This is a genomic window from Bartonella sp. SL317 (assembly GCF_059687655.1).
Genome location: NZ_CM185144.1, coordinates 2,020,437 through 2,036,634 on the forward strand (window position 1 = coordinate 2,020,437; position 16,198 = coordinate 2,036,634).

The 16,198-nt window shown below is 37.1% G+C and carries 10 protein-coding genes; 8 read left to right on the forward strand and 2 right to left on the reverse strand.

Features of this window, described 5'->3' with window-relative positions; translation table 11 throughout:
• Positions 1–39: 39 nt before the first annotated feature.
• Positions 40–1,383 (reverse strand): GTPase HflX, encoded by a 1,344-nt coding sequence (gene hflX / locus AC6ER9_RS08515; RefSeq protein WP_497074291.1) that lies wholly within the window; start codon positions 1,381–1,383, stop codon positions 40–42.
• Positions 1,384–1,437: 54 nt separating this feature from the next.
• Complete coding sequence (gene hfq / locus AC6ER9_RS08520) at positions 1,438–1,677, reverse strand: RNA chaperone Hfq (protein WP_005773461.1); 240 nt, start codon at positions 1,675–1,677, stop codon at positions 1,438–1,440.
• A gap of 657 nt (positions 1,678–2,334) precedes the next feature.
• Here hfq and AC6ER9_RS08525 point away from each other — a divergent pair.
• From AC6ER9_RS08525 to mazG, 8 genes are all read left to right on the forward strand, one after another.
• Positions 2,335–6,894, forward strand: coding sequence for a hypothetical protein (locus tag AC6ER9_RS08525; protein ID WP_497074293.1), 4,560 nt, complete (start codon positions 2,335–2,337; stop codon positions 6,892–6,894).
• Positions 6,895–8,054: 1,160 nt separating this feature from the next.
• The gene (locus tag AC6ER9_RS08530) at positions 8,055–10,373 is read left to right on the forward strand and encodes an NADP-dependent malic enzyme (protein ID WP_497074294.1); all 2,319 of its coding nucleotides are present in this window, start codon (positions 8,055–8,057) and stop codon (positions 10,371–10,373) included.
• 188 nt (positions 10,374–10,561) lie between these two features.
• On the forward strand, positions 10,562–10,846 hold the full coding sequence (locus tag AC6ER9_RS08535; RefSeq protein ID WP_497074295.1) for an acyl carrier protein: 285 nt from the start codon (positions 10,562–10,564) through the stop codon (positions 10,844–10,846).
• A 10-nt stretch (positions 10,847–10,856) separates the two neighbouring features.
• A complete protein-coding gene (locus AC6ER9_RS08540; protein WP_497074296.1) occupies positions 10,857–12,032 on the forward strand; it encodes a beta-ketoacyl-ACP synthase in 1,176 nt (391 codons plus the stop codon).
• A gap of 15 nt (positions 12,033–12,047) precedes the next feature.
• Complete coding sequence (locus AC6ER9_RS08545) at positions 12,048–13,322, forward strand: beta-ketoacyl-ACP synthase (RefSeq protein WP_497074297.1); 1,275 nt, start codon at positions 12,048–12,050, stop codon at positions 13,320–13,322.
• A 72-nt stretch (positions 13,323–13,394) separates the two neighbouring features.
• Positions 13,395–14,423: a zinc-binding dehydrogenase gene (locus tag AC6ER9_RS08550; protein WP_497074298.1), complete on the forward strand. Its 1,029-nt coding sequence runs from the start codon at positions 13,395–13,397 to the stop codon at positions 14,421–14,423.
• Between the two features lie 6 nt (positions 14,424–14,429).
• Positions 14,430–15,359 (forward strand): lipid A biosynthesis lauroyl acyltransferase, encoded by a 930-nt coding sequence (locus tag AC6ER9_RS08555; RefSeq protein ID WP_497075341.1) that lies wholly within the window; start codon positions 14,430–14,432, stop codon positions 15,357–15,359.
• A gap of 32 nt (positions 15,360–15,391) precedes the next feature.
• Positions 15,392–16,195, forward strand: coding sequence for a nucleoside triphosphate pyrophosphohydrolase (mazG, locus tag AC6ER9_RS08560; RefSeq protein WP_497074299.1), 804 nt, complete (start codon positions 15,392–15,394; stop codon positions 16,193–16,195).
• Positions 16,196–16,198: the final 3 nt, after the last annotated feature.

Here is a 16,198-nt window from a genome sequence, read left to right on the forward strand (position 1 = left end):
AAACTTAAGCAAAGATGTCCAACAATAGCTTAAAAAAAACTAATTCATATTTTTTTTGATGTTCTCTAGTTGCTTTTTTGCTTCAGAAGTAAGAACAGCTCTAATGGTAACAGACCCATCATCATGTCCTTCCTGCATTATTTCCGCAGAATTTTCATAAAACCAATCAATAAGCGACATTTCATGAGATTTTAAAAGATATTCAATGCGTTGAACCTCTCCAAAAATTCGCTTTTCAATGGCTCTTAATAGCTGATCGAGTCCTTCTCCCTTAAGCGCAGATACCATGAAGGCAGGATTTAACCGTGTCTTTGCGCTCGTTTGTAAAACATTCAATTCTTTTTCATCCAACACATCAATCTTATTCCAAACTTCTATGATATGCTCTGTATCATCAATATCGATATCAAGACTTGAAAGCACTTCTAAGACATCTTCAGCATGAGCACGATGATCAAGATCTGACATATCTCTTATATGAAGAATGATATCCGCTTCAACCACTTCTTCAAGGGTTGCTCTAAACGCTGCAATTAAATTTGTTGGTAAGTTAGAGATAAAACCCACCGTATCAGATAAAAGAATAGTTTTTCCATGGGGAAGATTAACTTTGCGCAAAGTCGGATCAAGCGTTGCAAATAACATATTCTTTGCCAAAACATCTGCACCACTTAAACGGTTAAAAAGCGTTGATTTTCCTGTGTTCGTATATCCTACCAAAGCAACAACAGGATAAGATGTTTTTTTTCTTTTTGCTCTATGAAGCGCACGTGTTTTAATAACCGTTGCCAATTCGCGACGAATACGAATAATCTTTTCTTGTAAAAGGCGCCTGTCCGCTTCAATTTGCGTTTCACCAGGTCCACCTAGGAAGCCACGTCCCCCCCGTTGTCTTTCCAAGTGCGTCCAACTGCGCACAAGGCGCCCTTTTTGATAGGACAAATGCGCTAACTCTACTTGCAACCCCCCTTCTTTTGTTCGGGCACGATCACCAAAAATTTCAAGAATTAAAGCGGTTCTATCAATAACTTTACAATTCCATAATTTTTCTAAATTACGCTGCTGTACTGGCGTTAAAAAGTGATCTATAATGGCAAGCTCGATGGAATATTCATTGATATAATCGGCAAGCGCATTTGCTTTACCTTTTCCAAAAAGGGTTGCAGGACGAGGCGTTGCAATGTTAATTGTTTCATAATTAACAACTTCTAACCTTATCGCACGTGCTAACCCCAATGCCTCTTGAACACGAGAAGAAAGAGAACGCTCTCTCAAAGAGTTTTCATTTCTATTTTCTTGGAAAATCGGTATCAAAACAAGCGCACGCACCTGCTTTATAATTTGTGAAAATACCCCTTCTAATCTCTCATTTTCATTTATCATAGCAATCTAAATACTTTATAAATGGGATAAGAAGTTTATCGTAAAGTGATGTGGTTACTCAGGACTTTCTCCTTCAAACATCTGTACAGGCTGTCCAGGCATAATCGTAGAAATAGCATGCTTATAAACCAATTGCGCGTGTCCATCGCGGCGCAAAAGAACACAAAAATTATCAAATGAAGTGACAATACCTGTGAGTTTCACGCCATTAACAAGAAAAATTGTAAGGGAAATTTTTTGCTTACGCACCGTATTTAAAAACACATCTTGCAGGTGTTGTGATCGCTCTGCCATTATTATTACACCTTCATCTCGATTGTATAAAATATTCGTGCATGCATATCGACTGAAAAATATCCAATTGTCAATGTAGAAGCCTCAAATTTTAGCAACAAACAACTGAAATTAGAGAAAAAAAGGCCCCTCACAACAATAATAGAGTACAGCTTACAAAAATCTACCATTAAATTCAAAATTTTTCCACGTTTACTTTTTTATGAGCTTACAATTAAAAAACAGATTTTTATACATCCCAAACATATACGAGATAATGAATGTCCTTCATTTAGAATCAATAGAAGTAAGTGGACAACAACATGTATTATCGATCATCGATATTTTATAGAAACATTCTCACCACACTGTTTTTAAGATTAATAACTGCCATCAAGATTGTCCTTATCTTTAAAGACGATAGGGTGATAAAGTTTTTGATAAAAACAAGTTGTAAACAGTATTTTTGTTTTTGTTCGTGTAAAATAATGAATTGTTTTTATTGTATTTTATAACCCTTTCAACAGAGGTTAAGATACTGCGTTAACTTTATTTTGATAAGTTTTCAATTTTTTTTCCTCAGCATATTCCTTTCTAAATAATTAACAGCTAGTATGCAGAAATTATACGGAAGAGGACGTATCCCTTTATTTCCGTCTGGAAGAGTACGAGGCGAGTATGGCACGCAGAACCAAATTGCAAACATTTGAAGTTGAAGTTGAAGAAGCCCTCACAAAAGCGATGAGCTTTGATTTCAATGATACGGGATTTGAAACGATATCATCCAATAATTCTGAAAATATTGTTGATGTCGATGATTTGGTTCAAAAAATTGCAATAGCAGAAGAAGAATATTTTGCTGAAAACGGTTCTTCAACTTTCATCTCTAATATTCATGATGACGCTGTTATTGATAAATCCGTTGTTGAACAGCTTTTTGCTCCAAAACCTTCATCTGATATTTCAGGGGGAACAGTTCACAATACATTGTTGTCGACAAAACTTCTTCCTGCAAATGATGATATAACAACCCCTATAAGTTTGGGGCCCTTAAAACAACGTTCTTCCTCTCGAATCTATTGGTATACAACAGCACTTAGTGCTTTATGGGCTGCGGGGGGAGCTTTTGTTGCCCATAAACTTGCCCCTACAGCATTTAGCTCCTTATCCAATATCAGCACTTTTATGACATCCTCAACAGGACTCGCTGTAGCAGCCGGAACAGCGATTCCTATCCTTATATCTTGGGGCGTTGCTCAATTAACAAAACGTTCAAACGAATTGCATAATATTGCTCTTCTTATGACGAATGCTGCACAACGTCTTAGTGAACCACAACATCTATCTGAAAAACAAGCTATTGCTATAGGACAAACCATTCGTGAAGAAGTAGCGGCAATGAACGAAGGCATTGAACGTACCCTTGGACGTGCTGTTGAACTTGAAGCAATCATACAAGGTGAAGTTCATAACCTAGAACAAGCTTATGCTGAAAATGAATCGCGCATTCATACACTCATTAAAGAGTTGAGTAATGAACGCATAGCCATTTTGAATCACGCCGATCGCGTACAATCAACAATTAAAGGAACCCAAAAACAACTGAGCGATGAATTTGGCTTGGTTACCTCTAAAATTGTAACCAATGTTGAAAAGCTTGCACAAACCCTTTCTCAAACTTTACAAAAACAAGGTGAAGATCTTGTTGAAAAACTATCCTATGCCGGTGATGGTGTAACAAATCAGCTTGTTGAAAAATTTAACCAAACAACAACACAAATTCAGCAAAAAAACACAAAGTTTTTCGATGAATTAGGAAAAAACTTTGATGGTTTTGCAAAGAAATTTGATTATAATGAGAAACAAATAGAAAAAATCTTTAGTGAAACAGCAGAAAAAGCCGAAGTGCATGCTGCTAAAATTGCAACACATATCCAAACAGTAACCGATCAAACGTTGCATGCTGTCGACGAAAAGTTTAAAGTCCTAGATAACGCTCTTATTGATCGCAATAATCAATCTCTACAAAATTTTGATGAGAAAATCTTAAAGCTTGACGATCAAGCACATAAACTTTCTTCTAAATTTGATAACGTAACCTCAAAAGCAATTGGAGCCTTTGAACAACGTTTAGCAACTGTTGATCTTTCTCTTAAAGAACACAGTAACAGCATCATTGATTCCTTCATAGAACGGAGTCAAGCTTTAGAAGATAATGCTGAAAAACTTGGTAATTTTTTGGAAGCTCATATCTTGAAAATAAATGAAAGTCTCCAGGAAAAAACAGCCGACATTACCCATGCATTTACGAGTGGACGTGAGACTATTCTTTCTGCCATTGATAAAAGTAAAGAAAACTTAAGAGAAGAAATTCAACATGTCGATAATGCCATTGTTGATATCATAAAAGAACGTTCGCAAGATTTTAAATTGCAACTTTCTGATCAACGAACCATCATGGCAGACATGCTCGATAATGAGAAGAATAAAATCACTGATGCATTAAAAAATCAGATTGATGTCTTGGCACAAAATACTTCTCGTATTGAAAAAGTTTTGACTGATAATGTTCAAGTCGTTGATAAACAAGCTGAGAATCATATTGCAAATATTATTCAATGCACAGATAAACTACAAGAAGTCATTGTACAAAGCTGCAATACAACGCAAGATGCTTTAGAAACACAAGCGAAAAATATTGATATCCGTGCCGATGCTCTGCGTGACTCTTTAGCAATTAATAGTTTTTCTCTCAATGAGGTTCTTGCCGATCAAGCACGCACTCTCGAGCAACGCATGGAAACAATCCATAACCTTATCGCAAAAAGTGATATCCGCGTTGATGTTGCATTGAAACAACAGATAGATTTAGTTGAAAGCGCCATTGTTGCCAATAATAAAAACATTACTGAAACGGTTCAAGATCATATTAAAAACTTTGAGAGCCACGTTGAAATTTTAAAGAATACTCTCTCTCAATCGAGTGGTATCTTCTTTGAAACTTTTGAAACGCGTATGGAATTATTCGATACAAATTTAGAAGATCGTGCGCACAAAATTTTTGAACGGACAACAACACTAGAGGCAACATTATCTGAAAAATTTAGCCAAGTCTGTGAAGCCATTGATATGCAAACATCTGTTATTGAGGAACGTTCTGACACGTTAAAAACGTCTCTCATGCTGAATAATGAGCAAAGTCAGATAATTCAACAAGCGCTGGAAAGCAATGTCAATGATATACGTGTTAGCTTAGAAGATTCTGTCAATATAGTCACAGATAACCTGCATGATAAGATTATAAAAGCTTCTGATATTCTTTCTTCTACGGGTGAACGAATTCTCTCATCTGTTACGAATGTTACCGCACAAGCTGAAAATATTCTCTCAGAGTCAGGCAATCGCATTGTCTCAAACGTTAAAAAAACAGTTTATGATACCAGTGAAAAAGTTCTGTCTGTTCTGTCTGAACAAACAGCACATACTGTCGAAGCTTTTGCAACAGCCAGTCATAACGCACAAGCATTATTAAATGAAACAATTCACACATCAACAACAGCAATAGAGCAAATCCTTAATGAGCGTTGTAACGTTCTTCACCACTCTATGCAAAATCTTGAAAATAATTTAGGACATCAGCTCTCTGATGTAACGAGCCGTCTGGAAGATGCAAGAAATCAAACAGCGACACAGATTTCAGAACATGTTGGAAAAATAACAAAACTGACAGATCACTTAAATCAAGCAGCGCAAAGTACAACAGAATCAATTGATTACTTAACACAGCATATTGGTGAACAGCTCTCTCTCTCCACACAAGACGCTGAACAAAGAATTTATGCCCATAATGAATCTTTAGTGAACAGCTTGAACAAAGCGAACTCTGAAACACTTCAAACAGTAACGACTATGAAGGAAGAACTTGTTAATAATGTCTCATCCATCTTAACGCAGTTAAATCAATCAATTTATAACTTCAACGAAAATGGTAATGTTTTATTATCAGCCGTTCAAAATATTGATGGTCAGTTTAATGAAACTACGAACAATTTTTTCCGCAATACAAACCAAGTAGCAGAACGTTTATCAGCCTCAAATCAAGCACTCAATAATAATGTTGAAATTCTGCAAGGACTCTCAAACAATACCTTTGAACAAATTAATCATATAACAAATAATTTTGGTGAACATACCAAAACACTTTCCCAAACTATTCATGTTCTTGAACAGTCTGAAAATTCATTGAATGCAACACTTAAAGAAAAACATAATACGCTTTCTTTATTAAGTGATGCTCTTGTTTCAAAGTCTCATGAAATTAATCAAATGATTGAGCATTATGAAAAAATCTTCAACTTAGCTCTTGAACGTTCTGATAAAAATGCGCGTAACGCCACAGATTCATTCCAAAAATCCCTTAATAAGCTTATTAGTGAAGCGTCAACACGTTTTTCAGGAGCAGCAGAAGATATACGTCGCTCCGCAGATGAAGTTCGTTTAGAATTTTCAAAGATTAATAATGATATTCATGAAAATGCTAAAAAGCTTCCAGAAAAAACAAAAGAAACAACACAAACAATTCGCACAGCTTTGAATGAACAAATTACAGCATTAAAAGACCTCATCAGTGTTATACAAAATGATCAAAAGGACGTAAAAGAACAGTTAATATCGGCATTTCCGACAGCATCAATGTTTAATAAAAGAAGTGAGAGTTCTTCTGAGTCCATTAAAAAAATCATACCCCCTAAACCTGTTTTGCAACAAGATCAAAGCAAAAAAAGACCCAATAAATGGGTGTCGAATCTCTTAGAAAGAGCTTCACGTGAAGAAGAATTTTACGATGAAAATCCAAATGATACTGTTTTAACACCCGTGCAAACAAAAACACGTCCTGAAAATAGTTCTCTTAACTCATTAGCATCGGGTATTTTGCAAGCTATTAATCACAATGCCATTGTTGAACTATGGGATCATTATCAACGTGGACAAAAAAACATTGTAACAGAGCGCCTTTACACTTCGAATGGAAAAAAAATATTTGAAATGATTCAGAAAAAATATATGAGTGATTTTGAATTTAAACGTTCAGTAAATCAATATGTCGCGGATTTCGAAAAGCTCTTACGTGATATATCGCGCAGTTCTGGTTCATCCAACTCAGTTCGCAAATACCTGATCTCAGATACAGGAAAAGTTTATACCATGCTTGCTCATGCCAGTGGGCGAATCCAATAGACAACAAAAGAAGAGAAAAAAGCTATTCTTAAGAAAAGTGGAGAAAATGTTTTTCCACTTTCTCGCTCTCCGGTTGTCTTAATTGCTCCTCATAGAGCGCTTTGCGATTAACTGGAGCTTTGACTTCAAAGATTGATAATTGACATGTGGTTTTCTTTGATAGCCTAAGCGATAACTCTAAAGAGAGCATGATAACTTATCAAATAGCCTATCATTCTAAAAACTATAAAGCTATTTTCTACTTGTTTATCCTTCCTTAAATCATTTATTTTTCATAGTTTTATAAAGGAAAAAATCGGTAACATTATTTTATTGGCTAATTCTCACAACTTTTTGTGCTTTTTATTAAAACAGCTCATAAGAAATATTTCTTTCTTAAAGTTTTTCATTCTCATCATAACTCTTACTTGAAATATGCAAGTAAATATTTTCTATTATAGTAAGAAAATTGGAATTGAATGAATCTTATTGGATTCAAATTTTCTATTCCACATATGAGATGTTTTATTATCAGTTATAAAATAGGACATCATATGGAATAGATGAGTCTCAGGTATAAAATGCGCAAAGACAGCTATTATAGCAACATCTTTTTTTATTAAAATACATACTTGTTCGTATATAAAAAATACAGCTCTAAACGATTGAAAGTTCAATAGAACAATAAACAACACGACTTCCATTTTTAACGTTCCAATTTTTTCATAAAGAGCTAAACAAACAGGTTATAACTTTCAAAGTATTATTGAAAAATTCTCCTACCTACGTTTAAAAACTCTAAATATAAAGATATATTTTATAAAAATCGCATAAAATGAGTAAGAAACACTCTCTTTATTATGTGAGCATTGCAAAAAAAATAATGTCTTGGTAATGTAATCATTAGTAGAATATTTTATTTGTTTTTAGACTCATAAATTTTGATGCGTTTTATTAAGGAAAGAAAAGTAGATGTGCTGCTACCCATGAAATGATTCATGCGCACAAATGAAAAGAAATATGAAACTTATTTTATGCTCCAGAACAATTTTCTCATACTGGAACAGTTTGTTCATGCTCGTGTATTTTGATATTCAGAGAAATGGGGATCTGTTATTAAACAAAACCTTATCGTAAATGGAACACTCATATAAACATATGCTAACTTGGATATCATAAAAATGTCTAGAGAACGAAATAGTAACTTCAGTTTACCAAAAGCTGAACTTGATAGTGCCGCCCTTTTTTATCACCAACACCCCAAACCTGGAAAATTAGAAATACAAGCAACAAAACCTCTTGATAATCAACGTGATTTAGCTCTTGCTTATTCCCCAGGCGTTGCTGCACCATGTCTTGCAATTCATGAAGATCCCAATCTTTCTGCTCAATATACATCTCGTTCTAATTTAGTCGCGGTTATATCAAATGGAACGGCTGTTCTTGGTTTAGGAAACATTGGGCCACTGGCTTCAAAGCCAGTTATGGAAGGCAAAGCCGTTTTATTTAAAAAATTTGCCAATATTGATGTTTTTGATATTGAAATTGATGCACTCGATATAGAGCAAATGGTACAAACGATATCTGCTTTAGAGCCTACATTTGGTGGTATTAATCTCGAAGATATTAAAGCTCCTGAATGTTTTGAAGTCGAAGAAAAGCTGCGTGCTAAGATGAATATTCCCGTTTTTCATGATGACCAACATGGAACGGCCATTATTGTTTCTGCAGCTGTATTAAATGCCTTAAATCTTTCCGGAAAAAAGATTGAAAATGCCAAAATAGTTACCTCAGGTGCAGGAGCTGCTGCCCTTGCTTGTCTTAATCTTTTGGTTCGTCTTGGTGCAAAAGTTGAAAATATTTGGCTTAGCGACTTAGAGGGCGTAGTTTATGAAGGCCGCCAAACCCTTATGGATCGTTGGAAAGTCAATTACGCACAAAAAACTGATGCACGAACTTTATCTGATATTATTGATGATGCGGATATTTTTTTAGGCCTCTCTGCGGGTGGTGTTTTAAAGCCTGAATATCTTAAAAGAATGGCTCCAAATCCACTCATTTTAGCACTGGCTAATCCAGTACCAGAAATTATGCCCGAAGAAGCATATTCTATAAGACCCGATGCAATGATCTGCACAGGGCGCTCTGATTATCCCAATCAAGTTAATAATGTCCTTTGTTTTCCCTATATCTTTCGCGGTGCACTAGACGTAGGTGCGACTGCCATTAATGAAGAAATGAAAATGGCTGCTGTTCATGCGATTGCTGCCCTTGCTCGTGAAGAAACTTCAGATGTTGTTGCACGTGCATACTCAAAAGAACCACCCATTTTTGGGCCAGACTATCTGATCCCCTCTCCTTTTGATCCGCGTTTAATACTGCGTATTGCTCCCGCTGTTGCTAAAGCAGCAATGGCAACGGGTGTCGCACTTCGTCCCATTGAAGATATGGAAGCCTACCATGATGTCCTCAATCGGTTTGTCTTTCTTTCTGGTTTAACAATGAAGCCTGTTTTTGCTGCAGCAAAAACAGCAAAACGTAAACGCGTCATCTATGCCAATGGTGAAGATGAACGTGTTCTTCGTGCAGCGCAAGTTGTTATTGAAGAACAAACAGCAATGCCCCTTCTTATCGGCCGTCCACATGTTGTAGAAGCAAGATTAAAACGCTTTGGTTTGAAAATTCGCCCTAATATAGACTTTGAATTAACAAACCCTGAAGATGATCCACGTTTTCGTGATTATGTTAATTTATTTTTTCATTATACAGGAAGACGTGGTGTGACACCTGAAATGGCCAAAACAATCGTGAGAACATCAACAACCGCTATTGCTGCCCTTGCCGTCATGCGTGAAGAAGCAGATGCAATGATTTGCGGCTTGGAAGGACGTTTTGAACGTCAACTCGAATTGATTGAACAAATTATCGGACTTGATCCTCATGTTCACCGTTTTTCTGCTATGAGTTTGCTAATCTCTCAACAGCGTACTCTTTTTCTCACTGATACTTATGTCAACGAAAATCCTTCTGCAGAAGAAATTGCTGAAATGACTGTATTGGCAGCTCAAGAAGTTGAAGCATTCGGAATAACACCTAAAGCAGCCCTATTATCGCACTCAAACTTTGGTTCTAAAAACACGGAAAGTGCGCGTAAAATGCGCCGTGCAACAGAAATTCTTGCCAAATTACATCCTCATTTAGAAGCTGATGGTGAAATGCATGGTGATGCTGCCCTTTCCAAAGTTTTTCGAGATCGTGTTTTTCCTGATTCTCGTCTTAAAAGTGAAGCGAATTTGCTTGTCTTTCCAACCCTTGATTCAGCCAACATCACGCTCAATACTGTTAAAAGTCTCACAAATGCACTCCATGTTGGTCCCATCTTAATCGGGGCTGCACGTCCCGCTCATATTCTAACGCCTTCAGTAACTTCACGAGGCGTTGTTAATATGACAGCCCTTGCCGTTCTTGCAGCAAATAGAAAAAATAAACTCGTAAAATAAATATACAATAAAACTTCAAGTTTTTTTAAATATTGAGGTATAGTACTTCACATATGATAAAGCTTTTTTCTCTCCAGAAAAGACTGCCATATTTTTGGTTAAGGCTTTTTTTTAAAGAGAAAAAAGGCTAGAAGAACTGTATTATATATATTTTTAATTGACTAACTCTATAATAAGGAATTCATACATTGCCTTCCACATTTGATAAAGTTGCTGATATTATTGCGGAAATCAGTGAAATTGATCGCAATACAATCACCCCTGAAAGTCACACAATTGATGATCTAGGAATTGATAGTCTTGATTTTCTTGATATTGTTTTCGCTATTGATAAAGCTTTCGGAATAAAAGTTCCCCTAGAACAATGGACGCAAGAAGTCAATGAAGGGACTGTTGCCACAGAAGAATATTTTGTTCTTAAAAACCTTTGTGCAAAAATTGATGCTCTCGTTGCCTTCAAACAGGCGGAGTAATTTTTTCACCATGCATGATCAATCTGTATTCATCACGGGTATAGGCCTCATAAGCTCTCTGGGGGAAGGAACGGATCAACATTGGAAACTCTTAAATGATCCAAACTGTAAACCAAACCTAGATTGTACGACTTTCTCACCCTACACAGTTCATCAATTGCCTAACATTGATTGGAGTTTACAAATTCCCAAAAAGAGTGATCAACGGCAAATGGGGACATGGCAACGTCTTGGTACCTATGCGGCTGGTCTTGCTCTTGATGATGCTGGCATAAAAAATAACGAACAATTCACGTCAACGATGGATATGATCGTAGCTGCAAGTGGAGGAGAACGTGATATTACTGTTGATACACAGATTCTTGCTAAAGCACGCACAGTCACCGATCATGCTTCTATGTTGAATGTCGCACTTTCAACCGAGCTTCGTCCAACATTATTTTTGGCACAACTTTCAAATCTTTTGGCAGGAAATATTTCAATAGTTCATAAAGTCACTGGATCATCCCGCACCTTTATGGGAGAAGAAGGCAGTGGACTTTCTGCACTTCAAATTGCTGTAGCCCGTATTCAATCAGGACAAAGTACTCATGCTCTTGTAGGAAGTTCCTATAATGCACAAAGTTATGATATGTTATTGGCTCATGAGCTTGGGGGGCTTTTAACTCATAATGGATGGAATCCGGTGTGGGATCGTGAAATTCACCCTGGTGGTGGTATTATCACCGGTTCTGGTGGTGTCTTTCTGGTTCTTGAAAGTGGAGAGCATGCAAAAAAACGGAATGCACGTGCTTATGCTGAAATTAACCAAATTATTACAGACCAAATAGATAGAACAAAAGTGCCGCTCAAAGAATCAATTGCGACAATGTTGAAAACGGTGGGCGCTGAAGATTCCCTAGCTATTTCGGGAGCCTCAGGTGCTCATAAAGCTACAAAAGCAGAACAAAATGCTCTTGATGATGCTGGTCTATCTTACCGCGGTATTACAACATTATTTGGTTATATGCGAGAAGCACAATTTCCTCTAGCACTTGCTCTTGCTGCACTTTCAATTGAAAAAAAACACTGTTTTCCAGCGTTAAGTCCTCATGAAAAACCTTTTTCTCAAAAAATAAATGAAATATTTGTTACAACTATTGGTATAAAAAGAGCTGAAGGTGTTGTACGTCTTACGGCTGTTTGAAGGGAAATTTCTATCGTGAAATATCATGATCATTTTGGACGTCCACTTGTCGCCATAACGGGAGCCGGCGTCGTGACATCATTGGGAAAAGGAAAACATGAAAATTGGCAAAAATTAACGAGCGGTGTAAGCGGCATTCACAAAATAACGCGTTTTCCTATTGAGGGATTAAATACATATATTGCTGGAACAATTGATTTTCTTAAAGAAAGTACGCTTGGTTCTTCGGCTCTTTCTGAAAAGCTTGCACATCTTGCTGCTGAAGAAGCTTTAGAACAAGCCGCACTTGATAAAACAAACTTTAATGGCCCCCTTTTTTTAGCAGCACCTCCTGTTGAACTTGAATGGAAAGCACGTTTTACTCTTGATCAAGAGGAAAAATTCAATCATGAGCCTTCTTATGCACATCTTCTTAAAATCTGTAAGCATAAACGCCATGAGGCACTTTTTGAAACCACACAATTTGGTGCAATTGCCGAAAAACTTCAAAAAACCTTTGGCACCAAAGGACTTCCCGTTACACTCTCCACGGCTTGTGCATCGGGTGCAACAGCAATTCAATTAGGCGTTGAATCTATTCGACGAGGAGAAACAAATCGCGCTCTGACCATTGCGACAGATGGATCAGTTTCAGCAGAATCTCTCATCCGCTTTTCATTACTATCGGCTCTTTCCACTCAAAATGAACCTGCAGAAAAAGCAGCAAAACCCTTCAGTCGTGATCGAGATGGATTTGTTATGGCAGAAGGCTCCGGTGCTCTTGTTTTAGAATCACTTCAAAGCGCATTAGACCGTAATGCTACAATTTTAGGAATTTTAGCGGGCTGTGGAGAAACAGCCGATGATTTTCACCGTACACGTTCAAAACCGGATGCCTCACCAGCCATTGAGTCTATTCGCAAAGCCTTAGATGATGCACAAATAGCCACCCATGAAATTAGCTATATTAATGCCCATGGAACCTCAACACCTGAAAATGAGAAAATGGAATATCTAGCGTTATCGACGGTCTTCGGTGACATTCTAGAACATATTCCAGTTTCTTCTAATAAATCAATGATTGGACATACTTTAACGGCTGCTGGTGCCATAGAAGCTGTTTTTTCGCTGTTGACCATTCAATCGGGGATACTGCCCCCTACAATAAATTACGATAATCCTGACCCTGCTATCCCTTTAGACGTCGTTCCTCATCATAGCCGTCAAGCCAATGTCAATGCCGTTTTATCAAACTCATTTGGATTTGGTGGTCAAAATACGAGTCTTGTTATCACAGCTTATAAAGGTTAGTCTTTTCACCAACTGACCAAAGTTCATCATACTGAAGCAATAGCGATAGTTATCAATTGAAGGGAAATAATAATGCGTGCACTACAATTGCTCAATGAACGCCAACTTGAAATCACCAATATTTCCCCGCCCCCTTCACCTGGATCAGGTGAAGTAACAGTGCGGATAAAAGCTGTTGCTCTTAATCATATTGATGTATGGGGATGGCGAGGTATGGCCTTTGCCAAAAGAAAAATGCCTCTCATCATTGGTGCAGAAGCCTCTGGTGAGATTGTAAAAATAGGGGATGATGTTGAACATCTCAAAGTTGGACAGATTGTCTCAATTTATGGTGCAAAAACCTGCGGAGTTTGCCAAGCCTGTCATGAAGGACGGGATAATCTTTGCACTGATGTACAGGGAGTCTACGGTTTTCATCTTGATGGATTTGCTTGTGAGCTTGTCAATTTACCTGCACGTTTATTGGTTCCAGCCCCTCCCCAATGTGATGAATTGCAAGCCGCTGTTGCTCCCATTACTTTTGGTACCGTAGAACATATGCTTTTCGATAATGCAAAACTACAAGCAGGAGAAACAATCCTAATACAAGCTGGTGGTTCCGGTATTGGCTCTGCAGCCATTCAACTTGCAAAACATATGGGATGCACCGTTATTACGACGGTAGGTTCAGATGAAAAAATTGAAAAAGCACACGCTCTTGGAGCAGATCATGTGATTAATTATCGTAAAGATCGTTTTGAAGGTGTCGTGCGCAAACTAACCCAAAAAAAAGGGGTTGATGTTGTTTTTGAGCATGTTGGTGTTGATACATGGAACGGTTCTCTGTTGTGTATGAAAAAAGGAGCACGCTTAGTGACGTGCGGTTCTACTTCTGGTGTTTCAGCCCAATTAAATCTCATGCAATTATTCCAACAACAGCTTAAGATATTTGGTTCATTTGGTTGTCGTATGGAAAATATGAAAAATGCCATGAAAAAAATGGCACAAAAAATCGTACATCCTGTCATTGATACAATTGTTGAGCTTGATGAAATTGACACAGCTTTAAAACGAATGGAAAGTCGTGATGTTTTTGGTAAAATTATTCTCAAAATCGATTAAATCATGATGAAGCATTCTTTAAAAAAACTCCTATATCGTATTAAAGTTATAGCTAAAAAAATATCCTACTTATTAGGGGCATATCTGCTCTTTTGTTCTTTATTTATTCTAAAATGCCTTCCAGCCAAAATGGGAATTTCCTTTTTTTCTTGGTTGGCAAAAAAGATCGGTCCCCTTGTACATCGTCATCAAATTACACTTGCAAACCTTGAGAGCGCATATCCAGAAAAAACAGAGCAAGAACTTCAGGCAATTGCAATAGAAATGTGGGAAAATATAGGACGCTTTCTGGCCGAATATATTTTTCTTGATAAAATTTTTGATTTTGATCCCCATGCGGACCAACCTGGTTTTATTGAAGTTAAAGGCGTTGAAATATTTAAGCGATTAAAAGAAGAAAAAAAGCCCCATATTTTTTTCACAGCGCATACTGGAAATTTTGAGCTTCTGCCCATTTGTGCACAAAGTTTTGATCTGAATGTTACAGTATTATTTAGGCCACCCAATAACCCTTATGTTGCCAAACGAGTCCTTAAAGCACGACAAACTTCTATGGGACATCTTGTTCCCTCAAAAGCTGGTGCAGCGTGGGCATTAGCAGGTAAATTAGCAGAAGGTGAAAATGTTGGTATGCTCGTTGATCAAAAATTTCGCCGCGGCATTATGGGAACATTTTTTAATAGACCCGTTAAAACTAATCCCTTAATTATAAAACTTGCACGACAATATGACTGTGATATTTATCCAGCACGCTGTATTCGTCTACCTGGAGGGCGTCATCGTTTAGAGCTGTATGAACATGTAGAACTTCCACGTGATGAAAAAAATGATATTGATATCGCTGCTTCTACGCAAAAATTAAATGATATTGTTGAAGCTTGGGTTCGTGAATATCCTGGACAATGGACGTGGTTACACAGACGTTGGGACATCTAACATAAGCTCTATTGCTTACAGAGGAAGGACAAATGTTAGCCTCAAAAGATATCAAAGATCTCACCGCAATTATCACAGCCTTACGAAATCCCGATAGTGGCTGTGTCTGGCATAAAAAACAAACTTTTGAATCCCTCATCCCCTATATGCTCGAAGAAGTTTACGAAGTCATCGATGCCATTGAACGAAAAAATCGAAGAGATCTCTGTGAAGAACTTGGAGATCTTCTTTTTCAGGTTGTCTATCATGCGACCATTGCACAAGAAGAAGGCAGCTTTACCTTTGAAGATATTGTTTATGCAATTACAGAAAAAATGATTCGCCGCCATCCTCACGTTTTTGGAAATGCCGAGCAAAGAAAACGTGGGTTTATAAAAGAAGAATGGGAATATATAAAAAAGAGAGAACAGACTGAACACAAAAAATTGTGCGAAGAAAATAACAATTCAAACATTCTTGCAAAAGTAAAACAAATCCAGCCAGCAAACCAAGAGGCTCTTTCTTTACAAGAAGCAGCATCTCAAGTGGGGTTTGATTGGAAAGAAAGTGATAAAGTTTTTGCAAAAATAGAAGAAGAACTTGAAGAACTTAAAGAAGCCATCAAAAATAGAAAAAATTCAGAGATAGAAGAAGAGTTTGGGGATCTTTACTTTGTCCTTCTTAATCTTGCACGCCACTTAGCAATTGATTCACAAAAAGCATTAAAGAAAACAAATATAAAATTTCGAAAACGTTTTGCTTATATTGAAGAAAAGCTATCCGCTCAATCTAAAGCACTCACGGACGCATCCTTGAGCGAAATGGAAATACTTTGGAATCAAGCTAAAAATGAATGATAA

Excerpts from the sequence above, each read along its gene's own strand:
- hflX (WP_497074291.1), bottom strand. The coding sequence starts at position 1,383 with ATGATAAATGAAAATGAGAGATTAGAAGGGGTATTTTCACAAATTATA.
- hfq (WP_005773461.1), bottom strand. The coding sequence starts at position 1,677 with ATGGCAGAGCGATCACAACACCTGCAAGATGTGTTTTTAAATACGGTG.
- AC6ER9_RS08525 (WP_497074293.1), top strand. The coding sequence starts at position 2,335 with ATGGCACGCAGAACCAAATTGCAAACATTTGAAGTTGAAGTTGAAGAA.
- AC6ER9_RS08530 (WP_497074294.1), top strand. The coding sequence starts at position 8,055 with ATGTCTAGAGAACGAAATAGTAACTTCAGTTTACCAAAAGCTGAACTT.
- AC6ER9_RS08540 (WP_497074296.1), top strand. The coding sequence starts at position 10,857 with ATGCATGATCAATCTGTATTCATCACGGGTATAGGCCTCATAAGCTCT.
- AC6ER9_RS08550 (WP_497074298.1), top strand. The coding sequence starts at position 13,395 with ATGCGTGCACTACAATTGCTCAATGAACGCCAACTTGAAATCACCAAT.
- AC6ER9_RS08555 (WP_497075341.1), top strand. The coding sequence starts at position 14,430 with ATGAAGCATTCTTTAAAAAAACTCCTATATCGTATTAAAGTTATAGCT.
- mazG (WP_497074299.1), top strand. The coding sequence starts at position 15,392 with ATGTTAGCCTCAAAAGATATCAAAGATCTCACCGCAATTATCACAGCC.